General features: G+C 40.3%; 21 protein-coding genes and 1 pseudogene. 11 read left to right on the top strand and 11 right to left on the bottom strand.

Translation table 11 applies throughout. From position 1 onward, the window contains the following. Positions 1-35: 35 nt before the first annotated feature. Positions 36-2,633: a glycoside hydrolase family 10 protein gene (locus tag AA637_RS10485; RefSeq protein ID WP_446682706.1), complete on the bottom strand. Its 2,598-nt coding sequence runs from the start codon at positions 2,631-2,633 to the stop codon at positions 36-38. A gap of 343 nt (positions 2,634-2,976) precedes the next feature. On the opposite strand from AA637_RS10485, the gene AA637_RS10480 reads away from it, so the two are divergent. Further along, positions 2,977-4,509, top strand: coding sequence for an iron uptake porin (locus tag AA637_RS10480; protein WP_446682705.1), 1,533 nt, complete (start codon positions 2,977-2,979; stop codon positions 4,507-4,509). Positions 4,510-4,679: 170 nt separating this feature from the next. After that, a complete protein-coding gene (gene argH, locus AA637_RS10475) occupies positions 4,680-6,074 on the top strand; it encodes an argininosuccinate lyase (RefSeq protein WP_446682704.1) in 1,395 nt (464 codons plus the stop codon). A 118-nt stretch (positions 6,075-6,192) separates the two neighbouring features. Here the strand turns inward: argH and AA637_RS10470 are convergent, their stop codons facing one another. From AA637_RS10470 to AA637_RS10460, 3 genes are read right to left on the bottom strand one after another with little or no spacing between them, the layout of a single operon-like run. Then, positions 6,193-6,888, bottom strand: a complete 696-nt coding sequence (locus AA637_RS10470) for a YdcF family protein (protein WP_446682703.1) — start codon at positions 6,886-6,888, stop codon at positions 6,193-6,195. Then, the gene (locus AA637_RS10465) at positions 6,866-7,150 is read right to left on the bottom strand and encodes a DUF3288 family protein (RefSeq protein WP_446682702.1); all 285 of its coding nucleotides are present in this window, start codon (positions 7,148-7,150) and stop codon (positions 6,866-6,868) included. Before AA637_RS10465 ends, AA637_RS10470 begins: the two co-directional genes overlap by 23 nt. Then, positions 7,147-8,208 carry a WD40 repeat domain-containing protein gene (locus tag AA637_RS10460; RefSeq protein WP_446682701.1) on the bottom strand — a complete coding sequence of 354 codons (1,062 nt, stop codon included), beginning with the start codon at positions 8,206-8,208 and terminating at the stop codon, positions 7,147-7,149. The genes AA637_RS10465 and AA637_RS10460 overlap by 4 nt, the downstream gene beginning before the upstream one ends. 179 nt (positions 8,209-8,387) lie before the next feature. Here AA637_RS10460 and AA637_RS10455 point away from each other — a divergent pair, with 179 nt between their 5' ends. From AA637_RS10455 to AA637_RS10445, 3 genes are read left to right on the top strand one after another with little or no spacing between them, the layout of a single operon-like run. Further along, positions 8,388-8,849: a diacylglycerol kinase family protein gene (locus AA637_RS10455; protein WP_069792121.1), complete on the top strand. Its 462-nt coding sequence runs from the start codon at positions 8,388-8,390 to the stop codon at positions 8,847-8,849. A gap of 13 nt (positions 8,850-8,862) precedes the next feature. Further along, positions 8,863-9,462 carry an anthranilate synthase component II gene (locus AA637_RS10450; RefSeq protein WP_446682700.1) on the top strand — a complete coding sequence of 200 codons (600 nt, stop codon included), beginning with the start codon at positions 8,863-8,865 and terminating at the stop codon, positions 9,460-9,462. Then, a complete protein-coding gene (locus tag AA637_RS10445; protein ID WP_446684572.1) occupies positions 9,458-10,231 on the top strand; it encodes an MBL fold metallo-hydrolase in 774 nt (257 codons plus the stop codon). The genes AA637_RS10450 and AA637_RS10445 overlap by 5 nt, the downstream gene beginning before the upstream one ends. A gap of 189 nt (positions 10,232-10,420) precedes the next feature. Here the strand turns inward: AA637_RS10445 and AA637_RS10440 are convergent. From AA637_RS10440 to AA637_RS10420, 5 genes and pseudogenes are all read right to left on the bottom strand, one after another. Continuing rightward, positions 10,421-11,268 (bottom strand): annotated as a pseudogene (locus AA637_RS10440) (IS630 family transposase). 190 nt (positions 11,269-11,458) lie between these two features. Next, the gene (locus tag AA637_RS10435; RefSeq protein ID WP_446682699.1) at positions 11,459-12,715 is read right to left on the bottom strand and encodes a J domain-containing protein; all 1,257 of its coding nucleotides are present in this window, start codon (positions 12,713-12,715) and stop codon (positions 11,459-11,461) included. Then, complete coding sequence (locus AA637_RS10430; RefSeq protein ID WP_446682698.1) at positions 12,700-13,068, bottom strand: Spx/MgsR family RNA polymerase-binding regulatory protein; 369 nt, start codon at positions 13,066-13,068, stop codon at positions 12,700-12,702. Before AA637_RS10430 ends, AA637_RS10435 begins: the two co-directional genes overlap by 16 nt. 169 nt (positions 13,069-13,237) lie before the next feature. Beyond that, a complete protein-coding gene (locus tag AA637_RS10425; RefSeq protein WP_446682697.1) occupies positions 13,238-14,182 on the bottom strand; it encodes a succinylglutamate desuccinylase/aspartoacylase family protein in 945 nt (314 codons plus the stop codon). 132 nt (positions 14,183-14,314) lie between these two features. Continuing rightward, positions 14,315-14,695, bottom strand: coding sequence for a DUF4346 domain-containing protein (locus AA637_RS10420; RefSeq protein WP_446682696.1), 381 nt, complete (start codon positions 14,693-14,695; stop codon positions 14,315-14,317). Positions 14,696-14,882: 187 nt separating this feature from the next. Here AA637_RS10420 and AA637_RS10415 point away from each other — a divergent pair, with 187 nt between their 5' ends. Beyond that, positions 14,883-15,203 carry a hypothetical protein gene (locus AA637_RS10415; protein WP_446682695.1) on the top strand — a complete coding sequence of 107 codons (321 nt, stop codon included), beginning with the start codon at positions 14,883-14,885 and terminating at the stop codon, positions 15,201-15,203. Between the two features lie 75 nt (positions 15,204-15,278). Beyond that, positions 15,279-16,934 carry an ABC1 kinase family protein gene (locus tag AA637_RS10410; RefSeq protein ID WP_446682694.1) on the top strand — a complete coding sequence of 552 codons (1,656 nt, stop codon included), beginning with the start codon at positions 15,279-15,281 and terminating at the stop codon, positions 16,932-16,934. A 90-nt stretch (positions 16,935-17,024) separates the two neighbouring features. On the opposite strand, the gene AA637_RS10405 is transcribed toward AA637_RS10410, so the two are convergent. Then, complete coding sequence (locus AA637_RS10405) at positions 17,025-18,317, bottom strand: hypothetical protein (protein ID WP_242411987.1); 1,293 nt, start codon at positions 18,315-18,317, stop codon at positions 17,025-17,027. A 172-nt stretch (positions 18,318-18,489) separates the two neighbouring features. Here AA637_RS10405 and AA637_RS10400 point away from each other — a divergent pair, with 172 nt between their 5' ends. From AA637_RS10400 to AA637_RS10385, 4 genes are all read left to right on the top strand, one after another. Further along, complete coding sequence (locus AA637_RS10400; RefSeq protein ID WP_446682693.1) at positions 18,490-19,839, top strand: UDP-N-acetylmuramoyl-tripeptide--D-alanyl-D-alanine ligase; 1,350 nt, start codon at positions 18,490-18,492, stop codon at positions 19,837-19,839. A 125-nt stretch (positions 19,840-19,964) separates the two neighbouring features. Then, positions 19,965-20,684 carry an ATP-dependent Clp endopeptidase proteolytic subunit ClpP gene (clpP, locus tag AA637_RS10395; protein ID WP_446682692.1) on the top strand — a complete coding sequence of 240 codons (720 nt, stop codon included), beginning with the start codon at positions 19,965-19,967 and terminating at the stop codon, positions 20,682-20,684. Between the two features lie 132 nt (positions 20,685-20,816). After that, complete coding sequence (gene clpX / locus AA637_RS10390) at positions 20,817-22,160, top strand: ATP-dependent protease ATP-binding subunit ClpX (RefSeq protein ID WP_069791174.1); 1,344 nt, start codon at positions 20,817-20,819, stop codon at positions 22,158-22,160. A gap of 4 nt (positions 22,161-22,164) precedes the next feature. Then, positions 22,165-23,010 carry a cell division protein FtsQ/DivIB gene (locus tag AA637_RS10385; RefSeq protein WP_446682691.1) on the top strand — a complete coding sequence of 282 codons (846 nt, stop codon included), beginning with the start codon at positions 22,165-22,167 and terminating at the stop codon, positions 23,008-23,010. Positions 23,011-23,037: 27 nt separating this feature from the next. Here AA637_RS10385 and AA637_RS10380 read toward each other — a convergent pair whose 3' ends face one another. Then, positions 23,038-24,528, bottom strand: coding sequence for an iron uptake porin (locus AA637_RS10380; protein ID WP_446682690.1), 1,491 nt, complete (start codon positions 24,526-24,528; stop codon positions 23,038-23,040). Between the last annotated feature and the right edge of the window lie 26 nt (positions 24,529-24,554).

Here is a 24,554-nt window from a genome sequence, read left to right as displayed (position 1 = left end):
TTTCAATCGTAGCATCTAAAACCCATCTCCCCACATTACCTTTTAATAGCTCTAGCTTCCCCATAATTAAGAAGGTTTTCGATAGCCACAAGGCGATTTTGCCAAGATTCAACCTGTAATGGTCGTGTATTGCCATGCTCTCTGGTATAACCAGCAAATCCAGCCTTAAAACGTCGAAAATTATTTTTAGCCGTCTTTAAGTTGCCCTCCGTAGGATTTTCGGCTAATTGTTGTAAGGCTTGGTTAAGGACATCCGCATTGACTGACCAATTATCTAAGTTTCCAGAGGCGATCGCCATTTGATTATTTAATAAAAGGAAATTCCACTCTTGCACCAGAGCTTGATAACGTTGGGCTGCCACCTTAAAAGGCTCACGATGGGGGAGAAACTGAGGAATAGTAGTGCCATTTCCCTGGGTGCGCTCGAACATATTCTCTAAATTAGAGTTTAAATTCTCCGCCGCAAATAGAGCAAAGCCAGAAGTAGGTAAATTGCGCAATAGTTGTACCTGATCTAGTGCTTCTGTATGGGGTACATTGAGAAGACGAATGCCTGGGATAATCAAACTAGAGCTATTATTTAAATTTTGATCTCTCAAGGATTGTAAACGACTCTCAAAACTACCCGTATCAAGGGCATAGGTCATCAAAACCATCATATCCACAGACTGATTCCGAATCCAATCCTCCCAATTTTGTTGCAAAACATTTAAACGCTCATTTCTATCCATGGGAAACACTGCCGCCGAAATGGTCACATCAGGATCAATGGCCTTAAGGCGATCCGATGATTCTTGTACAAAAGTGTCCACCTGACGAATACGGAAACTGAGCCATTGGGACCACAACGGAGAATTAGGGGTTAAGGTTTGGGGGTCAACTCCATGGATGTTCTGAAAAGCACGACGACTCCCATCGGTATAACCAAAGTTTTGGCGAGTGGTACGATCTTGGAAGGGATAGCGAATATAGTCATATTGAATCCCATCGACATCATAATTAGTGACTATTTCTTCTAAGAGTCGATGTAAATATTCTCTGGCTTGAGGATTGGCAGGATCGATAAATGCTTTCTGAAATCCGGGGGTACGGTTAAAGGCTTGACCATCTCGATCTTTTAAAACCCAATTTGGATTACGACTCAACACAGGTCCTAAATAATTATCAGGTTGATTGAGTAGGCGATTGTGTCCTTGGTTTGCCCCTGCAAAAATCCACGCCCAAGCGTGTAATTCCATATCCCTTTCGTGGGCTAGTTCGATGGATGCTTGGAGGGGGTCCCATCCTCTAGTCATGGGGTTTTGTTCGGGAGCTACTTTACTAGGATAAACGGGATAACTGGCGTTGACAGTTTCAAAAAAGATGGTGTTAATTCCTGCTTGGGCGAAACGGTCAAATAGTGGTGCTAAATCTGCCTTTGATTTTGCTTTGACGATAGTTCCCCTATCTAGCCAGATAGCTCTTACCTCTGATTGGGCAAAATGGCGATCCACGGGGTAGTTATCCCAAAGACGGCGACGGGCATCTAACCAATTTTGTCGGGCGTTGTTAAAGTCTCGACTGGCAAGTTCTGGAAAGTTCTGGACAATTTTTTGGGCTTCGGTAATGGCATTGTAAGCAAAAATGTTGCTATGGATCAAACTCCTTTCTCTCCCTTTTCCCTGACTTAGTTGTTCTACCACTTGAGCCATGGTAGTTTTATATGTTTCGTTTTGGGAGTCGGCTTTGATGAGGGTGTTTTCCACTCGGTGCAATAACTGATTGAGTTCTGCCACCATTTGATCTACCTGTTGCCTAGGCATATTGGCAGAAAATAGGCTATTTTGGGCGACGGGGGTAGGTTGGGGCAAATTTGAACTATTTTGGTTGGTAGAAGGGCGATCGCCCCTTAGGGGTTGCATGGCAGGAACATCACAAGGGGATACCACCCCCGTCCTAGACAGTGAAGTAACATTAACTCCGTAGCCTCGGAGAGAATTATTTAACCAAGCCACATCAAAATCGCTGTTGCTGATATTATCTACCCCCCAACGCCACCCAAAGAAAGTGGCGTTATTGCTACTGATTACCGCAGGGGGATTACCACTCATCGACCAAGAAGCCTCTGTTTTGACTCCTGTGTCAGTGGGTACGATAACCCCCCCCCGCAGACTACTAGACGCTAAAATATTAGGATTATTTTCAGAGTTGTTTAAAACCAGAGAAGAGGGTTGGGAAATGGGAAAACCCCAATAACCACCAAAAATATCTCGTAGGGTATTTTTTACCTCCCCTGATGATGATTCTCCCATAGGGCCTGAGGCAATGACTTTTCCACCATTCTCTACCCAAGTTTTGAGAGCGTTAGCCTGAGCGCTATTGATACTATTAACATTGGGCAAAAATAATACGTTTACTGATGCTAAATCTTGAGAGCTTTCCCAGTCTCTGGTGTCCAACACACAGTAATTGATGGAGGCGTTATCTAATCTTGAGGTGATTTGCTCCCACTGTCCTATGTTTTCTCTACTGACTACCACCCCTAACTTTGCCTCCGAGGATTGAGCCATCCCCGTGGGGGAATACACTGTTCCTCCCACAAGTAAAGTTAATCCTATTTTTGAAGCGCAAAATATCCTGTTCAGTTTTAACATTTTCTTTAAATAATCTAATTAACAATATAAGTTTTAAGAAATATTAAGCATAACCGCTCAAATATCATAGCAACTGATAATCCTACATTGCACTGGAACGTTAAGGGCGATCGCCATGGGTAAAAAATAAAAAATTATCAAGAGTAATTAAACTTACCTTAATCTTGATCATTTACACTTTATATCGTAGGCTGTTAATACTTTTGAATGTAACCATCTAATTTAACTTTTACCTGTGGTAGAAGACAATTATGGGGAGTTCAAGTTATGATAACAGATTGTTAAACCAAAAAGGTGTGAGGATTTTTTTAGCATTATGTTAAGAGAAATAAAAAATTACAAAATGGCAACTCCCGCAGTAATCGCCATGGCATTACTAGCAGGAACCAGCATCGAGTCCGTCCAAGCAAACGAATTAAACAATGCCGAGCTAACCCTCGAACAAATCAGTAACTATTCTTCAGATACCAACGTTCAAGGTCAAGTTACCTCCGTAAATCAACTCAGTGACGTATCTCCCACCGACTGGGCATATGAAGCTCTCAGAAGTCTGGTAGAGCGTTACGGTTGTATCGTTGGTTATCCCGATCGCACCTTCCGTGGCAACAGAGCCTTAAGCCGTTATGAATTTGCCGCTGGTTTAAACGCCTGTATGCAATCTATTGAGCGTTTAATCGGTACTGGTGGAGTAGGTGATGAAGATATTGCAGCCCTCAGAAGATTAATTGCTGAGTTTGAAACCGAACTCGCTACCCTCGGAGCAAGGGTTGACAACCTAGAAGGTAGAGTGGCTTTCCTAGAAGATCATCAATTTTCTACCACTACCAAACTAAGCGGAGAAGTGCTTTTTGGTTTAGTAGCTCAAAACGACGAGGTTGGTGGTGAAGTCACCTTCAGTAACCGTGTTCGTTTATCCCTTGATACTAGCTTCACTGGTAGAGATAGATTAAGAACTCGTATCGCCGCAGGTAATGTACCTGGTCTTCAAAGCCTCAGCGGTTCTGATATGACTCGTCTTAACTTTGCCCAAAACACTGGAAATAACGTAGTTTTAGATAAACTTTTCTATCGTACCCCCGTTGGTGACAGAGGAACCTTTGCGATCGGTACAAGTTTTGAATCCGATGATATTCACGAAACTTACAGCCCCTTTACCTCCAGCAGTGGTAGTGGTTCCCTTGCCCGTGGTACCCGTTATAACCCCTTAATTTTCCGTCAAAACTCTGGAGGCGGTATAGGTTTCAAATATGAATTTAGTGACCGTTTCGACATCGCTGCAACTTACCTCGCTGGTGATGCTGAAAATCCTAACGATGGTAACGGTATCTTTGACGGTAGCTACAGTGCGGTGGTTCAACTTGGCTTTAATCCTTCCGATAGTTTCGGTTTAGGTTTAGCTTATGCCCGTAGTTACTTCGCTGATGGTCCTAACCTTACTGGTAGTACGGGTAGTCCTTTCACTAACAGACCTTTTGGTAATGTTGCCACTACCTCTGATAATTTTGGTCTTCAAACTAGTTGGAGAGTTAGCCCCAATATCAACGTAGCTGGTTGGGTTGGTTTTGGTAGTGCTGATGCCCAAGATGGAAGTGGTGCTGATGCTGACCTATTTACTTGGAATGCTAACGTATCATTCGTGGATGCTTTAAAAGAAGGTGCTGTGTTTACTGTGGCCGGTGGTCAACCTCCTAAAGTAACTGGCGGAACTTTTGGTTCTGAAAGAGATAGTTCCTTTATCTTAGAAGGTCAATATAAGTATCCCATCAGTCGTAGTGTTTCTATTACCCCTGGTGTATATGCAATCTTCAATCCTAACCATGACGATCGCAACGATACCGAGGTGGTAGGTGTTATTCGTACCCGATTCACTTTCTAGTCACATCTAATTTTTTGATGACATCTCCCCTAGTCTTTTATGGCTGGGGGATTTTTTTTTAGAGAGGGAAGGGGGAATGGGGAATAGGCAATGGTGATAATATTTTAATCATTATTATGGGTTTGGCTTTATGATTTTGATAGTAAAAATATTTAAATCCTATAGTAACTGTGACCAAGAAAACCACCTGGAGCGATCGCTTTGAAACCTCTTTACATCCTATCATTGCTGAATTTAACGCCAGTATTGGCTTCGACATTGAACTGATCGAGTATGATTTAACTGGCTCGGTAGCCCATGGCAAAATGTTGGCAAAAACGGGTATTATCACCCCCGAAGAAGGAGAAACCCTTGTAAGAGGATTAGAGCAAATTCGCCAAGAATATCGGGCTGGAAACTTTAATCCTGGGGTAGAACAAGAAGATGTCCATTTTGCCGTAGAAAGAAGGTTAACGGAAATTGTGGGTGCGGTAGGTAAAAAGTTGCATACAGGGCGATCGCGCAATGACCAAGTAGGGACGGATATTCGTTTATATTTACGGGATCAAATCAAGCAAATTCAAGAACTATTGAGAAATTGGCAACTAGCTCTTATAAATCATGCTGAAAACCACGTGGAAACCCTCATCCCCGGTTATACTCACCTCCAACGGGCGCAACCTATCAGCTTGGCTCATCATCTCATGGCCTATGCCCAGATGGCGCAGAGGGATTGGCAAAGATTAGCACAAATTTATGATCGCACTAATATGTCTCCCCTCGGTTGTGGTGCTTTGGCAGGTACTACCTTCCCCATTGATCGCCATTATAGTGCGGAGTTATTGGGTTTTGGCTCTGTGTATGAAAATAGCCTTGATGGTGTCAGCGACAGGGATTTTGCCATCGAATTTTTGAGTGCCTCTAGCTTAATTATGGTACACCTCAGCCGTATTAGTGAGGAGATGATTTTGTGGGCTTCCCAAGAGTTTAACTTTATCACCCTCAAAGATAGTTGCTCCACGGGTTCTAGTATTATGCCCCAAAAGAAAAATCCTGATATTCCCGAATTGGTGCGGGGCAAAACAGGGCGAGTATTTGGACATCTACAGGCTTTGTTAACCATCATGAAAGGTTTACCCCTGGCTTATAACAAAGACTTACAGGAAGACAAGGAGGGTATCTTTGATACGGTGAAAACCGTTAAGGGTAGTTTACAGGCCATGACCATTTTACTCTCTGAAGGGTTAGAGTTTCGCACTGCAAGGCTAGAGCAGGCAGTAAACGAGGACTTTTCCAATGCTACGGATGTGGCGGATTATTTAGCTTCCAAGGGTGTACCTTTCCGAGAGGCTTATAATTTGGTGGGTAAGGTGGTTAAAACTTCCCTCAGTGCTGGAAAATTGTTAAAGGATTTAACTTTATCAGAATGGCAAGAGTTGCATCCTGCCTTTGAAAATGACATTTATGAGGCGATCGCCCCTAAACAAGTAGTAAAAGCTCGTAATAGTTACGGAGGAACAGGTTTTGATCAGGTACACCAAGCCATAACAAATCTTAAAAACTTGATTAACAAGAGCCTTGATTAACAAGAGCAATGGTGAATAGTAATTGGTTTTAATGGTTGATAGGCGATCGACAAATTAATCTATTTTACCAAGTATCTTTTGTTAAGACGGATTGAATAAGTACAATAATTATTCATTATCAATTATTAATTATCTTTCCCCTGCTTTCACAACTAAACCCTCCTTGTTGCCAAAAATCGAGATCTACTTCTGAAAGTTTGATCACTTTGTCACAGGGGGGGTTAATAAATTGTCCAGCCCATGCCCATAAAAAACTACGAGTGACATCCAATGTTGTTTTTAAATCACTTTCGTGGTTAGCAGGGATACCATCGATTTCGGGAATGCCATTGACATCTACCGCAATTCCCTGAGCCATTAAACTAATTTTTCCCATAATTCCTGCACGGGGAAGATGGGTATCAGAGGTAATCATTTCTACTTTCTTGACGCCCCAACTTTTGAGAATGGGTACAGAAAAAAAGAAATTATCAAAGGTAGAATCAGCACAAGTTTCTAACCAAGTATTATCAAGTCTTGCCCCCTCCCTATCAAAAATCAAAACTATACAGGGATCATCGGATCCCGTAGAAATGATAATCGGAATATCAGGATTCATAGTGGCAACTTTCGCTACATATATTTCCCTTGTGATGCTTCCCCCTAATACGAAGTAAGCACCGATGGGTTGGGTGGCATTTTTTTGGGCTTGAAAAAGGTTATTAGCCAAGCTGAGGGTAATTATGATAATTATCCCCATAGTGAAGAATAAAATAATTTTTAACAATTTTTTTAGGGTGAGATTGCTTTTTTTAGCTCCAATCTTCTTCTTCATTTGTTGCTTGTTTTTTACCGTATATTTTCCCTTGGGTGTGTAGTTTTCGGACGTGGGAAAAAAGTTCATCTTCCGTCATATCCCACTGTTGCAAAATTACATCTAAATCCCGCTGAATATCCCTTGCCCCTGGAAAGTTGCGGTAACGAATTCTTAACCTAGCAACTTCTGCCATGTGATGATCGGTTTTATCTTCTACGAAAATTTTTTGTACTATTACCCTATCAATGTGGGCTTGGGGATGTTGTTGATCTCTGATCATGGATTTTCGCTTAATAAACCTCTACTTCTTTGCCAAAGGTCGATTCTGGTATTAAAAGAACCTGTGGCCAAAATATTACCGTCGGGACTAAAGGTTAGGGTTTGAACCCAATCTCTATTGTAGGGGATAAAGGCTAGTTCTCTGGTGGAGTCAAAGTCCCAAATTCTTACTCCGTCATTGCCTCCACTGGCTAGGGTAGAACCATCGGGGGATAGGGCGATGGTTCGAATGCGATCGCCATGGAGTCCATATTCTGCTACTTGTAAACGGCCTTCTAAATCCCACATTTTCACGCTTCTTTCCTCGGCACTGGTGAGAATTCTGTTGCCATCGGGGGTAAAAATTAGCCCTGTAATTCTACTGCGGTGAGGGGTAAATTCTCTAATTTTTCGGGCGGTGGTTATATCCCAAAGGGTTACTTTTCCTGAGCCATCGCCACTGGCTAAAATTCTGCCTTCGGGATGAATGGCTAGGGCATAAGTAGGATTGCCGACACTATTTAAAATATAAGATAGTCTTCTAAATTCTAAGTTCCAAACCCTGATACCGTCCAATGCTCCACTCACCAAGGTTTTACTATCAGGACTAATGGCGATCGCCATTACATTATTAGCATGGCTTAATAAAGTGGTTTCATGTTCCCCTGTTTCTCCGTCCCAGATGCGTATATCGGAGGCTTGACCCGTAGTAACGATGGTTTTACCATCAGGACTGTACAGAAGGCTACTGACAGCGGAACCATGGGCTCTTTGATGTTTAAATTGTCTCCCAGTTTCTACTTCCCAAAACCTCATACGAGGATCGTTATAACTACCGACACTAACTAAGTTTTTGCCATGAGGATCAAATGCTAAACCATTAACAGGGGATGTATGCTCTTCTAAACTGCGTAATAATTCTAAATCTTGCCAACGGTTTGTTACATTGCCAAGGTCTGGGTTGCGATAATAAAGTATTTCCGTATCATCTGGGGAAGTTTCAGATTCTGCTTTATTTTCTTGGGAAAAAAAAACATTCCATGACAAAAAAAGGAGAAGGAATAGGGTTAACTTTGTCAATTTCATTGCATTTTCAATGATTAATAATGGTTAGGATAACATTTTATCTTTATATTACTTATTAACAAACAATTGCTTTTGAGATTAGCTATCATTATTTTGATTGACAGATCATTAGTTACGTTTATACTTAGGTAGTAATATATACTCTAAAACTCCCAAGGGAGAATACATATAAAATGACTAATTTAATTGACAAACCCGCCGTTTTTACTCATATTGAATCTGTGGAAAAACCTGATTATAGGATTTCTAAGGCTTGGAAGGTTGCCCCTGATGTATTTTCTAGCTTTCGCTTTGCTTGGACAGGGGTGATTTATACCTTCAAAACCCAACGTAATTTTAGAATTCATACGGCGATCGCCCTTTTAGCCATATCTTTGGGATTAATCCTTCATGTAACCATGACTCAAATGGCTATCCTTGCCCTTACCTGTGCTTTGGTGATGGTCTTAGAATTATTGAATACCGCCATTGAGTCCGTGGTAGATTTAACCGTAGGGAAACAATATCATCAGGGTGCAAAAATAGCCAAAGACTGTGCCGCAGGAGCAGTGTTAGTCAGTGCGATCGCTTCCGTATTTGTTGCCTGTTTTATTTTGTTACCCTATGGGTTACACTTAATATTTTCACTGCTATAAGGAGATCCATAGTTTGATTCTAGTTATCGATAACTACGATAGTTTTACTTATAATCTGGTTCAATATTTAGGGGAATTAAGCACTGAGTTTGCCATTGCCAAAGATCTAGTGGTTTATCGTAACGATCAAATTACCCTCGAACAATTACAAGAATTGAAACCAGATGCGATCGTTATTTCTCCCGGTCCTGGAAATCCTCAGAGTGCGGGGATTTGTCTCGAGCTTGTCAAAAAAATGGGTCAAGATTATCCTATCTTGGGAGTATGCCTAGGACATCAAACCATCGGCGAAGCCTATGGCGGAAAAATTGTCTCTGCCCCCAGTCTGATGCACGGTAAAACTTCCCCCATCCTCCACAACAATGCGGGGGTATTTAAAGATATTTCTTCTCCTTTTCAAGCCACCCGCTACCATAGTTTGATTGTGGACAAAAGCACTATGCCCTCGGTATTAGAAATTACCGCTTGGACGGAAGATGACATTATTATGGGTATTCGACACAAACAATATCCATGGATAGAAGGAGTACAGTTTCACCCCGAGAGCATCTTAACGGATTCTGGGTTACAATTGTTACGAAATTTCCTCAAGTCTATTGCTAAATATGATTAATCGTCGTGACTGGATGCGCCTGACAGGGGTAGGAGCTTTAACTTCTCTCCTTACCGCTAAATATTCCCCCCAAAGGGCGATCGCCCAAACCTCCACCACAGGAGTAAATATCCAATGGCTAGGCCATAGTTGTTTCCTTTTTACAGGCAATAACCTCAGAGTATTATCCAACCCCTTCGAGCCTATCGGTTGTACCGCCAACTACCCCGCTCCCCGAGTCAATGCCGATGCCGTCATGATTAGCAGCCGAATGCTCGATGAAGGAGCCGCAGGGGGACTCCCTAACAACCCTCAAATAATGGTGGAATCAGGGGTATATGAAGTAGGCGGAATACAATTTCAGGGCATCAGAACACTTCATGATCGCCAGAGGGGTAGAAGATTTGGTGACAATATCGTCTGGCGTTGGAATCAAGGAGGAGTAAACATCTTACACCTAGGGGGCATCGCTTCCCCCATCGATGTCGAGCAAAGAATTTTGATGGGTAGTCCAGATGTTGCCCTCATTCCCATCGGCGGAGGCCCAAAAAACTATAACCCCCAAGAAGCCATGGATGCCATTAGAGTATTGCGCCCCAAAGTCGTATTTCCCACCCAGTACCTCACTTCCAACGCCGATGCCAGTAGTTGTGATTTAGTAACCCTAGAGGAGTTTTTAACCCTTGCCCGGGCAGAAGAATTAAATATTGGCACTGTCAGAGGAAATCAAACCACCATCCGCCCTCAAGACTTACCCCAAAGAGGTACTTTAATTCGAGTTTTTAGTTAAACCAGGGCAAACGCATACTAAAAATTTATGAGAAAGTGATATGGTAAACATCATAGAGGAAATTAATAGCCGTGAGTTCTGAGAAATCATACTTGTGGAAACATTTTGAAAATATTGAAGACCCACGAACCAGTTACTTAATTGAACATAAATTAGTTGATATAGTCAATCAAAATAAGACTGAGACATTTAGCTAGTACAATAATTATAAATTATTTCATCTAAAGTTATTGTACTATCGCTATACATTTTTGCTCTTTTTAAAGCACTAAAATCGTGTTCAATATCATTTAAATCTGGTGAATAAGTTGGTAAAAACATTACTAGATGACCTGCTTCTTCTACTAATTCTTTTATCATATTTTTTCGGTGGATTGGTGCATTATCCATTATTAGTATTGAAAATTGTTTTAGTGATGGTAATAAATACATTTTTAGCCATGATTCAACACTTTCTGCATTTAAACTTCCTGTAAAGATCATTGGAGCAATAAAATCTTTTTCTTTCTTTCTTCTTCCTGCTACTAAATTTTCTCTTTTTCCTCGTTTTCCTTGTTTCTCATCATAAATTTTTTTTCCTTTTTTTGACCACCCATAAATGCAAGTGCTTATTTCCTCAAATCCTGACTCATCAATAAATACCATACTCTTACTTCCGTATTTTTTGACTAATTCTCTTAATTTTTGTAAGTATTCTATTCTTTGTTTTCTATTTCTTTCTCTATAACGTAACTGTTTTTTTTTCTTGTTATGTTCATTTTTTTGAATGCATGAGATATTGCTGACATTGTTACTCCAAATTTTTTCGCTCTATCTATTAATTTATCATCTGGATTTTTCACTACATCTTCATATAGTGCTGATTTATCTAATTTTCTTTGACGAGTTTTGACCACTGTTGGTCTTAAATCTTTTCTATTCAACCATCTATATATTGATGCTCTTGATATTCCAAATATTCTCGATGCTTTTGTTACGTTACCTCTATTTTCTACATAGTCAATTACTTTTTGTCTTAATTCTATATCATGGGGCATTATACTTAAATATAAAAATAATTACTTCATCCATTATTTTACCCTTGATTGGTTCATACTTAAGTAAAGTGACTATACTTCAGATTTTGTCTGCTTGAGTATGCGTTTGCCCTGACTTTTTGGTAAAAAAAGGCTAAATCAATCTACAGTATGCTTTGATAAAACAGTGGAGTGGTGATTATTGATAGTTTTATCGAAATAATTGACGTATTTTCACCCATAATTCGGGGCGACTTTTGAATAGATGAAATAGGTAAAAGCTGATGATAACCATAAAACAAATATTGCCCAAACTAACATAGGTCCCAATAATTTGGTTAGCACTCCATCCAGAGTAATCGTTCAAAATATTTAAGTCTCCTCCCGAATCACCCCTACCGCCCCACAATGTACCCCATGGGATATTGTCTCTACCGACTTTGATGTTATGCCATTTGGTGAAGCTACTAAAGAAGGTTATGGCACCTATAGCAACGGCGCCGAAACGCCAAAAATCCCAGTAAAATTTTTCGGGTAAACGCCAATAAAAAGCGATGATTAAGAGGGTACTAAGGTAAAATTCTCCTCCAATGCCACCGAATGCCATGAGGGTTACATAATCGGAATAGCTTACTATCCAGGTGAGGATAAATTGGAGCATGATGAGTGTGACGGCGACAATCATGGGGGAGTTTTTCTTTTCTTTCCATCCTGTGTAGAAGGTTAATCCGAGTAGGAAAAGAATGCCAAAGTAAACAAAATTTGATTTTTCTAGGGTGGTAATGGTTGCTCCGAAGGTAATCATGGCTCTATATCCTGAAAACCAAGCTATGGTGGCATGACCAAATTCATGTACCCACATCCCTATAAACCATGTTAGCACTTCAGCAAAACTAAAAGCCAGTGCGATCGCCCCTGCTATGGGTAATACATAAGTATTTAAAGTTTTTTCTGCCTCTTGTAAAAGGAGGTAATCGTTAGAATAAACTTGATTGTTTCTATTAGGAGTAAAATTAATATCTTCTTGCCAAAAATGAGTTTTAACGGTTTTTTGCGCCACCACTTTAACGAGAGTATGTTGGAGAATATCTGACGACTTGAAAGATTGATAGATAAGATTGAGAATAGCTTTCTTTTGATGGGGTTTACTACCTCTAATTTTTATCTCGAGATGATCAACAAACGCCTCCACCTTGATCATCAAAGACATTCCCCGTAAAGCCCTAGCGACATTGTTCGTAACTTCCTGCTCATAAGACCTCTGCCCCTGAGCCGATTCTTCTTCCTGTTGACTTTTACGGTGATTTATTAGTAGTTGATAAGCATTTTTGACGGTTTCAATCCTTTCTTTCTCCCCCCGCTTTAAACACTCCCCTACTATGCGGAAATAAGCCTTTTCTATGTCCTCTACTTCCGCCGACTCATCTACTTCTAAAACTTGATAACATTCTTCTAGGTTGATGTCCATGATAATTTTTCTCGCTTGACAGTATCGTTAGCACGAAATCCCACTAAAACTGCCTCCCCATCTTTCACAAACAAAGGTCTTTTTAATAGCATAGCATCCCCAGAAAAAGCATCGATCCATTGTTCATCGCTCCATGTTTTTTTCTCCTCTCCCAAAGCACGGTAAGACATTCCCGAGGTGTTACGCATGGATTTAGTACCCAAGGATTTTACCCAATTAGCAATCATTTCTTTGCTAGGGGCATTTTCTTTGGTGTTGATAAATTCATAGTTGATGTCATTGTCTTCTAACCACTGCATGGCTTTTTTGCAAGTACCACAGTTGGGAATTCCATACACTAATATCGATTTCATTTTTTAATATGCTGAATTTAAATATAATTTACAATTTAGGCGGGGAATGGGGAAAGCCCATAATGCTTCAGAGTTGAGGCAAGGAATTTCAAGTAAGGGCAAGGGGCTTCGGGTTTCAGGCAAGGGGCTTAAGCCCCTTGTTATCTATCACAGATTAAGATTATATTTCCTAACAGGAAGCCAAGTGAATGATAGCATCCCCCTGATTGACAAGAGGATTTTGTACATGACCAATTACTATACCGTTAAATGGGGCTTTGATGGCAACGCTTTTGTTACCAAAGGGGTCAGTAATTTTACCTAAAACCTGTCTTTTTTGCACTTCAGCCCCTAATTCGGTTTCTAAGAGATAAATTCCGCTACTAGATGCCCTTATCCATTTTGATTTATCGATCATGATAGATTTTTTTTCGAGGTCATGGTTATAAATGTTGTACATATTCAAGTAATTCATTACCCGCAAGATACCTCTGACTCCCATATCAATGGATTTCCCATCAAATCGGAGGGCTTCTCCCCCTTCATACAAAAGGATAGGAATGCCTTTTTTACTAGCCGCCTGACGCAAAGAACCGTCTCTCGTGGTAGCATGAATCATTACAGGGGTGTTAAAGGCGATCGCACATTGTCTAGTTTCCTCATCTTCTAGGTTAGCTCGAACTTGGGGTAAATTAATACGATGAATCGCCGCCGTATGTAAATCAATACCATGGGTACAATTCGCCACAATTTCCCGCATAAAAAGTTCCGCCAAACGAGAAGCCAGCGAGCCAGATTCCGAACCTGGGAAAGAGCGATTCAAATCTCTTCTATCAGGCAAATATCGTGATTGTTCAATAAAACCAAACACATTAACAATAGGTACCGCAACCACACAACCCTTCAACCTCTGAGGATTGATTAACGAAACCACCCGACGGATAATTTCCACCCCATTAATCTCATCCCCATGAATCGCCGCACTCAACCACAGTTTTGCCCCATCTTCCTTACCATTAATCACCGTTACAGGCAAAGACATCATCGTTTGAGTAGGTAACTTCGCCACAGGAATTTGTATCTGCTTCACCTGACATGGGGCAACTTCGTCCCCAGCAATTTTGATATTACTCACAAGAATAATTGATATTTATTAATTTTGAGGCAAGGAGTTTAATCCTCTTCTATCACTTAAAGTCTTTTTTTACCCTTAAAAGGGAAAATGCCGAAGGCCGGGGGTGGGGATTTAGGTGGCTAAATCATTTCTCTAGTCTTGAATATAATCCTCTCCAGTCTTCAGGGCAATCTCCGCCCTCACAAACTCCCTACCTAAATAAGCCGCATGATCAAACATACTAACAGGAGGTTTGTTAACTTCCTCAAAAAGTTTAATACAAATTTCCTTAGCAGTTTTACCCGTAAATAAAGTTACTGCTTGACGAGGTTTTGCCCCCTTACAGGCTATCACCTCCCCCGTGTCTGGATCAACCGCCAAACCTTGATCATTAATAGCATTACTATAATGCTCTGCACAAATCAATTCTTTTTCTCGGTCTATGGAAATGATAAAATATCCTTCAGGGTCTAATTCAATGAAACGGTTAGATAATCTATTATCGGACTCGGAAAACTCTAATAATTTTGTCATTAATACTGAATTTTTTTACGCTCACAAGTGGTATTGACTATCCTTCCATTCTCTATTACTTCTATATAAATTGTCAAATACAATACAATCAAAACTTAATATAATGGCAGATTAGTTAATTATTCAAACAACCAAAAAAGCAAAAAGTAAAATAGACAATAATATTGATAACTATTCACTCTAAATAATGAAAGACAATTACCGTCAAGAAAATTTAAATAAATTTTGGTTGTCGTTATATTTAATGCCCATAGTTGGTATTTTTTTCGCCCTCATTAGCGTCCTTTCTAAATCGGAAAATCAGTTTCAAACAAAGAAAATTAGTCGTGTTTCTCTTCGATTAGGATTAGGTTGGCTAACTATTTATAGTAGTTTATGGTTAGGAAGTGTATTAACCAATGATTTATTTTCTATCCGTTTAATGTATCTTAACGGAATGTTTACCACTGGTTATTTTTTGGTCTGTTTATTTTTTCTAATAAAACTATGGGGCAGTAAAACAGAATAACAAGTTGACATTTTATTCACTAAATAGTTGTTATATTAATGGAAAACAAAGAGCCATTATTTTCATAACAAATTTATGTCATCCATTACAAAAACAAAAACAAGTTCCCGCCAACGAGAAATAATAGAAATTGTCTTGGGTAATGGCTGGGATTATATGCGGGGCATTTTGACGGGGGGTAAATCAGATAAACCCCAACTGCCTACCCCAGAAGTTTTGAGTCGTATTTTGGTTCAATTAGGCCCTTTTTACGTCAAGTTTGGTCAGTTATTAAGCACTCGTCCTGATTTGTTACCTCCCAAGTATATTGAGGCTTTAACGGCATTACAAGCCAATGTCCCCCCCGTATCGTGGAGGGAGGTAGAACAAAGTTTAGAGGAGCAGTATAATCAACCCTTAGATAAGATTTTTTCTACTCTTAATCGTGAACCCATTGCCGCAGGTTCCATCGCCCAAGTACATCGTGCTACCCTAATATCGGGGGTTGAAGTGGCTATCAAGGTACAACGTCCGAACATTGAGAGAATTGTTAATCAGGATATTAATATTATTAAGGGTATTGCGGATTTGGTTGCCCTTAGTGATTTTGGCAATGATTATGATGTAGTGACATTGGCTGAGGAATTTACTAATGCTGTTTTGGCAGAATTAGATTTTAGAAAAGAGGCAACTTTTACTGATAAATTAAGGGAAAATTTAGCTAAAAGTAAGTGGTTTGACCCAAAAAAAATAGTAGTTCCTCAAATTTTTTGGGATTACACAACCAAGAAAGTTTTGGTAATGGAATGGTTAGATGGTACTCCTATTTTAGAGGCTGATATTCCTACCTTTGAAGAGAAACCCGATGATAATATTAGGACTGAGTTAAGCACTGTTTTATTTAGGGCTTTTTTCCAACAAATATATATAGATGGATTCTTTCATGCTGATCCCCATCCTGGTAATATTTTTTATCTTGATGATGGTCGTCTTGCCCTCATTGACTGCGGTATGATAGGAAGGCTGGATCCTCGTACTCAACAATTATTAACGGAAATGTTGTTGGCTGTAGTTGATATTGATGCCCAGAAATGTGCTCAATTAACTTTAGAATTATCGGAAAATATTTCTCTGAAAACTAATATTGCTAAACTAGAAAATGATTACAATATTATGTTGAGAAAATACTATAATCTAAGTCTTTCTCAGATTAATTTTAGCGAGGTTTTTTATGAGATTTTGGAGGTAAGTAGAGATAATAAGGTGAAGCTACCTGGTAATATGGGATTATATGCCAAAAGTTTGGCTAATTTAGAAGGGGTTGCTCGTCAATTTAATCCACAAATTAATCTTTTGGATGAAATTAAACCTTTGACTATCGATTTACTTCGTCGTCAGTTGTTAGGAGAAACTCCTTTGCAAACGGTATTTCGTACTGTTTTAGATTTAAAATCGGTGGGATTGCGATCGCCCCGTCAACTAGATGTAATCTTAGATAGACTAAGTTCAGAAACCCTACAATTTAACCTGCAAATTAGAGAATTAGACAATGTACGTCGTAGCCTTGATGATTCTGCTAACCGCCTATCTTTTAGCATCGTGGTAGGGGCGCTGATTGTGGGGGCGGCTATTATTTCCACAGGGGCAGGTACTGCTCAATTGATGCTATTGAGTAATATATTATTTGCCGTAGCCAGTTTACTCGGCTTATGGTTAGTCATCAGTATTTTACGCTCAGGCAGACTAAGATAATTATTAAACCATGGGGGTTGAATATTCTTCAACCCTTTTCAACCAGTACTTTAATCTTTAAGAAAATTTTGCAAATGAATAACTATTCCCTCATCTACTGGGTAAATAGAGGCGTTTAAGGAAAGACATATCAACAACATTGCTAAAATTGACACTAAAACCAACATTAACCTTTTCCAAACTCCTTACCAACCACATTGCCCCATCCTTAGAAAAAGACTCATAGTGATTAAAAAGAATCGAAAATCTTTTCTCTAAATAAGGCTTCAATCTAGTGCAAGTTAAAACCAATTTCAAAAAGACACCAATAGTTTTTGTTGTTCCCATATTGCTAATCATATCCATAAATACTAAATGATTAGGATTTTGAGGACTTTCCACAATTAAATAATTAAAAATCTGACTATAGGTGCGAGTTTTTAGAAATTCATCAGGTCTTTTATTATTATACTCAGGGTATAATCCTTGAAATTGTTCATAAAGTCTTTTATTAAAACTATTTTTGCCATATTTCCCATCGATGGACTGGCTAATGTATTCATAAAGATTATCCTTAAATATCTGATAGTTGCGCACCCCCTCGGTATGGGCAACAAAACTACGGGATAATTCCTTATAAGAATAACCATTTTCGGCTACCCCGACATATTCCTTTAAACTACGACCTAAATCTCTTTTACTCAGTAAGGTAGGATTCTCTACAGGAGTAATAATACGAGAATCTATGGGTTCTCCATTTTCCCTTTTTTGGGCTACTCTCAATTGATAGGTAACAAAACGGGAAAGATTAGTATCAAATTTTTTTTCTAATTCATGTTTAACTTTATATACGGTTTCTTGTTGTTCTATACTACTACCAACCCCGAGTAAACAATGATCATAAAGGTAGGGGTAACGATTGATGAGATTGCCGAGGATTTCTTCTTTTTTCTCTTCTTTCCTAATTTTACCCTCACCGATAACACTGGCGAGACGTTTTAATTGAGTATAATAATCGCTATCTATAAATTGTCTTACACATCCGCGCAACTGTTCGGTAAAACTGCGTACATAGCCACGGTGAAGGCTTCGGGGAACATATTTAAAGCAGTTAATTAAATCTACTATGTAGCCTTGGGTTTGGGGAGACAGCTGCCAACGGTTAACGAGAATATGACAACAACGGTTTAGAGTTAAGGGAAATTGTTCTGAAGATTTGGGATTGCCGATAATATTAGCTAAACATTCCCACACTTTTTGATCATCATAACCTTGAGCCTGAATGAATAGTCTATTGAATCTTTCGATTACTTGTTCAGGGGTTTCGGTTTTGACGCAGTATAATAAGTGATCAAAAAGGTATTGTTCTCCGCCACCATTATTAAATTGTTTGTTTTTTGACAATTTTGGGATATTCACGGCAGTTCATGGTATGTTGTGGGTGGGATATTTATCTAATTATGTATCTATTTTAAACGTTAATATTATTTTTTATCTCTGTTAAATTACCCATTTTTTACCCCAAAAGGTTATCCTATGTATCAGTTAAAATACTGAATTTTACTAGATTTTTTTTATGAATTTTTCTTTAAATATTGCTACTATCGGTGAAATTACTGATTCAGTTTGTGAAGGGGATAATGGCTCGATCTTAACACAACAATGTAGGGGCATAAGCACTGATACTAGAAGTTTAGGCACGGGAGAAATTTTTGTGGCTTTGCGAGGGGAAACTTTTGATGGTCATGATTTTCTGATTCAAGCAGTGACTCAAGGAGCGATCGCCCTTATCATAGATGAAAATCACTTAGGTGAAGAGGAATTAAAGGTCCCAATTTTTAGAGTTAAAGACAGTTTAGAAGCCTATCAAAAAATAGCCCATTGGTGGCGAGAACAATTAAATATTCCCATTATTGGGGTGACGGGTTCGGTGGGTAAAACTACTACAAAAGAATTGATAAGTGCGGTATTAAATACTCAGGGAAAAGTATTAAAAACAAGGGCTAATTATAATAATGAAATTGGTGTTCCTAAAACCCTTTTAGAAATAACAAAAGAGGATGATTTTGCTGTAATTGAGATGGCCATGAGGGGAGAAGGGGAAATCGCTTTGCTCACCGACATCGTGAACCCGACCATCGGCCTAGTTACTAACGTGGGTACGGCCCATATCGGCAGGTTAGGCTCCCGGGAAGCCATCGCCAGAGCAAAGTGTGAACTTTTAGCAAATATGAACCCGGATGGGGTTGCCATTTTAAATGCGGATAATGAACTTTTGATGGAAACAGCGGGGATGGTATGGCACGGAAAAACCGTCTCCTATGGCTTGGAAAATGGTGATTTTCAGGGTCAAATTATCGATGATGATAAAATTGAGGTAAACGGCGAAATCTACCCTCTCCCTTTGCAGGGTCGCCACAATGCCCTTAATTATCTAGGGGCGATCGCCCTTGCCCACGTCCTCGAGTTGGATTTAGAACCCCTCAAAGCAGGAATGGAGGTAGAAATGCCCAAGGGAAGAGCCAAACGTTACCACCTTGATAACGACATTGTCATTCTCGATGAAACCTACAACGCTGGTTTTGAGTCCATGCTCGCCTCCCTCGAACTGTTGCAAGATACCGCAGGAGAGCGTAAAATTGCCGTTCTTGGTACCATGAAAGAATTAGGGGAATATTCCTCAGCCCTCCATCATCAGGTGGGAGAAAAAGCCGAGCAATTGGGGCTGGATATGGTGTTGATTTTAGCTGATGAGTCCGCCACCGAAACCATTGCCTCCGGGGCAAAGGGGATTCCCACCGAAATTTTTGATAACCATGATGCCCTACTAAACCGAGTAAAACAAATCATGACCAAGGGCGATCGCATCCTATTTAAAGCTTCTAACTCCGTCGGTTTAAGTGCGATCGTTGACCAAATTATTTAACCCCCAAGGGTAGGTTTTCCCTACCCCAACTTCTATCTCCCATAAGGTCGAAATAAGCCATAAAGTAGTATAATATTAAGGTGTAAGTCGTATAAAAGAGCTTTCACAGGAACTGTCATTAAGCTATGCTAGAATCGCAATCTCCCAAACTCAACATCAACAGTAATTATCCTCACCATATCAACGCTACCAGAACCGAAAACATAGTCAACAACGCCACCGTGCCTATGGTAGTAGAATCCTCTGGCATGGGGGAAAAAGTATTTGACGTTTATTCCCGTCTTCTGAGAGAGAGAATTATTTTCCTTGGCACAGCCATTGATGACAAAGTAGCCGATTCTGTCGTCGCCCAACTCCTCTACCTCGAAGCAGAAGATCCTACCAAAGACATTTACATCTACATCAACTCCCCTGGAGGCTCCGTTTATTCAGGTTTTGCCATCTACGATACCATGCAACAGATAGAGCCAGACGTATCCACTATCTGCTACGGTATTGCCGCTAGTATGGGAGCTTTTTTACTAGCAGGAGGAGCAAAAGGAAAAAGACTAGGTTTACCCAACTCCCGTATTATGATTCACCAACCCTTGGGGGGCGCTCAAGGTCAAGCCAGTGACATCGAAATTCAGGCCAAAGAGATTTTGTACATCAAAAAAAGATTAAACGAAATTATTACCCATCACACAGGACAACCCTTTGACCGTATTAGCGAAGACACAGAAAGAGACTTTTATATGTCTTCCACCGAAGCCAAAGAATACGGCATCATTGATGATATTATCCGACGGGAAGGGGTGGAATTACCCCTAAATCGTAAAGATATTGATTTATCCGAAGCCTTCTAAAAAAACCACGGTAACCCATCCTCCATGGAGGATGTTGCCTTTTCCGTCTTCCCAAATAACACTTGATAGTCTTCCATTCCTAAATATTTTTCTCAGAAGTCCATTGTTAAAATAGTAAAAAAAAGCAGTTTTATGTCTAAATACGACTCCCATTTGAAATGTTCTTTTTGTGGGAAATCCCAAGAGCAAGTACGCAAACTAATTGCAGGGCCAGGGGTCTATATTTGTGATGAATGCGTAGAACTATGTAATGAAATCTTGGATGAAGAGTTGATGTCGGCACCGCCACCGCCAGGGAAACCAGCCCTAAAAGGAAAACCAGTTCCTGCAGGTAAACAGTCTAATGCCCTAACTCCCCTTTCTCTCGAAGACCTTCCCAAGCCCAAAGAAATAAAAGCCGAGCTAGATGAGTACGTAATCGGGCAGGATGAAGCAAAAAAAATTCTTTCTGTGGCAGTATATAACCATTATAAACGGTTGAGCGTTAAGGAAAATAACAATCAAAATACCCCCGAAGAAGATAGTATTGAGTTACAAAAGTCAAATATTTTATTAGTCGGTCCCACAGGATCTGGTAAAACTTTATTAGCTCAAACCCTAGCGAAAGTCTTGGATGTACCCTTTGCGATCGCCGATGCCACCACCCTTACTGAAGCAGGTTATGTCGGGGAAGACGTAGAAAATATTTTGCTCAGACTTCTGCAAGTGGCAGACTTAGACATTGACCAAGCCCAAAGAGGTATTATTTACATCGACGAAATTGATAAAATAGCCCGTAAAAGTGAAAACCCTTCGATCACAAGGGACGTATCAGGGGAAGGAGTACAACAAGCCCTCCTCAAAATGTTAGAAGGCACCGTCGCCAATGTCCCCCCCCAAGGCGGTAGAAAACACCCCTACCAAGACTGTATCACCATCGATACCAGTAACATCCTTTTTATCTGCGGTGGAGCATTTAGCGGTTTAGACAAAATCATAGAACAAAACCATCAACAAAAAATCCTTGGTTTTGAAATCCCCAACGAAAATCAAACCAAAGAAGAAAAAGTTGCCAACGCTGCGCGACAAATGCAAACTGACGACTTAGTAAAATTTGGCTTAATTCCCGAATTTGCAGGACGTTTACCCGTAGTAGCAGTGCTAGACTCTCTCAATGAAGAAGCTCTTATGGCTATTCTCACCCAACCCCGTAACGCCCTTGTTAAACAATATCAAAAACTTTTGGGCATGGATGATGTTATTCTCGAATTTGAACCCGAAGCCATCAAAGCCATTTCCCAAGAAGCCCACCGCCGAAAAACAGGGGCGAGAGCCTTGCGAGGTATAGTAGAAGAAATTATGTTAGATGTAATGTATGAGGTACCCTCGCGCAAAGACTTAAGTAAATGTTTAATTACCAAAGAAATGGTTGAAAAACGGAGTACAGCTGAGTTATTATTACATCCATCATCCTTACCAACTCCAGAGTCTGCTTAAGTATATGGTAACTACCCGAAACCCCGTACCTCCATCCCAAGTCGTTCAACACCGTGACAAATTACGAAAGGAGAGAGCAAGGCGTAATCGTATTGCGGTCTGTCGCTTTTTTGTGGCGGTAGGTGTTACCACGGGGGTTTTTTGGGTTATTACCCATCCTAGTTGGGTACTTAGAAGTGGCGAACAAATTAATATTGAAGGTAATGAACTATTATCAGACAAAGAAATTCGTAGCTTAATTCCTGTTCAATATCCCCAGCCCATCTTAACCCTCTCAGGGCAGTATCTGGCTGACGAATTAGGGGAAAAAACACCCCTCAAAAATATAACTATTACTAAAAAGATAGCTCCCCCCAGTCTAACTATCACCGTAGAAGAAAATCCTCCTGTTGCCATGGCTTATGGCCCAGAAGACAATGAAAATGGGCAAGTTGCCATCAGTCACCTAGGATTTATCAGTGCTGATGGTGTCTTTATGGAAAAGGATATGTATGAAAATTTGGAGCAATATCCCGAAAAAATTCCTTCTCTCAAAATATTTGGTAATCAAGGGTTATATTTATCTTATTGGGAGGAGTTATATCGTTTGTTAGCCGTTTCCCCCATACCTATTACGGAGATAAATTGGCAAAATCCTAATAACATAATTCTAACGACGGATTTAGGAAAAGTTCACCTAGGCCCCTATACTTCAAGGCTACCCCAGCAGTTTGAAAAACTGGGCAAAATTACTTCTATTACTCAACAAATTCGCCGAGAAGATATTATTCATATTGATTTAATTAATCCAAATCAACCCTTTGTTAATCAAAAACCTCCATCAAAAGAAGAAGAAAAGTCTATTAATTGATATTTTTGCGGTGAATATTGAGGGATTTTAAAAACTTAAGGTCGTGCGAATAGTTCCCACGTAGATAGGATCATTACTCGCATCATTTTCTGGGTGAAGTAATAAAACTAACCCCGGTGTAATGGCAATGTTATCGTTAATCTGCCAACGATAAAAAGTTTCTAGGTGTAATGTGGCATCGGATTCACGATCGCCATATTGATTCTGCGTTACCCGTAAGGGTTGACCAGCAACGACTCCCAGTAAATTACCCTCCCCTGCTAAATCCTTCCAGCCCAGTAGCACAGCCCAAGTGAATAGATCAGCTTGGGGATCGTCTTTCAAATCTTTGGCGATCGCCTGAATATATCCCACTCGTCCGCCGATGGTAAAGTTAGGGCTAACATTTACCGAGGCTTCTGCACCAAAGGAGTTGGCAATGATGGCATCAGAATCATCCTCAAAGGGATCACTGGCTAAGGCACTGCTAGTGCCTGTATCCATACCATTAAACGATCGCACGTAGGTAAAACTCAGTTGAGCAAAATCCGTAGGCTCAATGGTTGCTTGAGCGATGGCAGCGTAGGGACCTTGGGTAATGCCCACCTCGGGATCTGTTGCCCCTCTGGCGATATATCCCAGTTCTAACAAAATGTCGTCAGTGAGTTCATAGGTGAGTCCAATACCCGGAACACTACCCTGTCGGCGAATGGGATTCTCACGGGCAAATAGGGAAATAGCACCATCTCCACTACCACTAAATAAAGGATTAACCGTAGAGGCATAATCCCCTAAACCTCCTCCCACAAGGCTGAGGATAACGGAGGCTCGTTCACCAATGTGAGTTTCGTAGTCTAGGCGATCAAGTTCGATATTTCCTTCCGTGGTGCCATCAAATCCGAGGTTTGCCATTTGAGTTCCCGTGGCATCTTCAAACTCGGGAATATCACGAGATTGTAAACGCATCCTTAAGCGATCAGAGCCGTTAAAGCTGGTATTCAATTCCAGTCGAACCCGTTCCCCTAAAACAATGTTGTTATCAATGGATTTATCACGGTCATCTACTCTACTCTTACCACCTACTCCCGCCAGAGCAAAAATCACTTCTCCTTCAAATTTTGTGGTGGGGGAAAACCGCTGGGCTGTGAGGGTAGCTGTTCGGGCTTCTAAATCATCCACTTGATGGTTAATAGTTGCCAATTCGGTGGCAAAATCTTGTTGAAGTCGTTGCAGTGTAGCCCAGTCATCCGAGTTCATGTTATCCCTTGTGAAATGTTCATTAAGCCTAACGATACAGGGAGATAAAGCCGCAGCAAATTCATAACGACTTAAAGGGCGATCGCCCTTATAACTGCCATCGGGGTATCCTATGATACATTCATATTTGTTGGCTAAGGATTGTAATGCCTGAAAAGCCCAATCATCATGGTGAATGTCAGATAATTGAGCCACCGATGGACTGATTTGATTTTGGGAATACTCTGCCCATGGGATGGTTTGGCTATGGGCGATCCCAGGAAACCAATATAAAGCTACCATTACCCAGATCCCTAAACTTATTTTTC

The sequence above is a fragment of the Cyanobacterium sp. HL-69 genome (genome assembly GCA_002813895.1).
Taxonomy (GTDB): domain Bacteria; phylum Cyanobacteriota; class Cyanobacteriia; order Cyanobacteriales; family Cyanobacteriaceae; genus Cyanobacterium.
This window is presented reverse-complemented; position numbering and strand designations above follow the sequence as displayed.

Excerpts from the sequence above, each read along its gene's own strand:
- AA637_RS10485 (WP_446682706.1), bottom strand. The coding sequence starts at position 2,633 with ATGTTAAAACTGAACAGGATATTTTGCGCTTCAAAAATAGGATTAACT.
- AA637_RS10480 (WP_446682705.1), top strand. The coding sequence starts at position 2,977 with ATGGCAACTCCCGCAGTAATCGCCATGGCATTACTAGCAGGAACCAGC.
- AA637_RS10470 (WP_446682703.1), bottom strand. The coding sequence starts at position 6,888 with ATGAAGAAGAAGATTGGAGCTAAAAAAAGCAATCTCACCCTAAAAAAA.
- AA637_RS10465 (WP_446682702.1), bottom strand. The coding sequence starts at position 7,150 with ATGATCAGAGATCAACAACATCCCCAAGCCCACATTGATAGGGTAATA.
- AA637_RS10455 (WP_069792121.1), top strand. The coding sequence starts at position 8,388 with ATGACTAATTTAATTGACAAACCCGCCGTTTTTACTCATATTGAATCT.
- AA637_RS10435 (WP_446682699.1), bottom strand. The coding sequence starts at position 12,715 with ATGGACATCAACCTAGAAGAATGTTATCAAGTTTTAGAAGTAGATGAG.
- AA637_RS10430 (WP_446682698.1), bottom strand. The coding sequence starts at position 13,068 with ATGAAATCGATATTAGTGTATGGAATTCCCAACTGTGGTACTTGCAAA.
- AA637_RS10420 (WP_446682696.1), bottom strand. The coding sequence starts at position 14,695 with ATGACAAAATTATTAGAGTTTTCCGAGTCCGATAATAGATTATCTAAC.
- AA637_RS10415 (WP_446682695.1), top strand. The coding sequence starts at position 14,883 with ATGAAAGACAATTACCGTCAAGAAAATTTAAATAAATTTTGGTTGTCG.
- AA637_RS10410 (WP_446682694.1), top strand. The coding sequence starts at position 15,279 with ATGTCATCCATTACAAAAACAAAAACAAGTTCCCGCCAACGAGAAATA.
- AA637_RS10400 (WP_446682693.1), top strand. The coding sequence starts at position 18,490 with ATGAATTTTTCTTTAAATATTGCTACTATCGGTGAAATTACTGATTCA.
- clpP (WP_446682692.1), top strand. The coding sequence starts at position 19,965 with ATGCTAGAATCGCAATCTCCCAAACTCAACATCAACAGTAATTATCCT.
- clpX (WP_069791174.1), top strand. The coding sequence starts at position 20,817 with ATGTCTAAATACGACTCCCATTTGAAATGTTCTTTTTGTGGGAAATCC.
- AA637_RS10385 (WP_446682691.1), top strand. The coding sequence starts at position 22,165 with ATGGTAACTACCCGAAACCCCGTACCTCCATCCCAAGTCGTTCAACAC.
- AA637_RS10380 (WP_446682690.1), bottom strand. The coding sequence starts at position 24,528 with ATGGTAGCTTTATATTGGTTTCCTGGGATCGCCCATAGCCAAACCATC.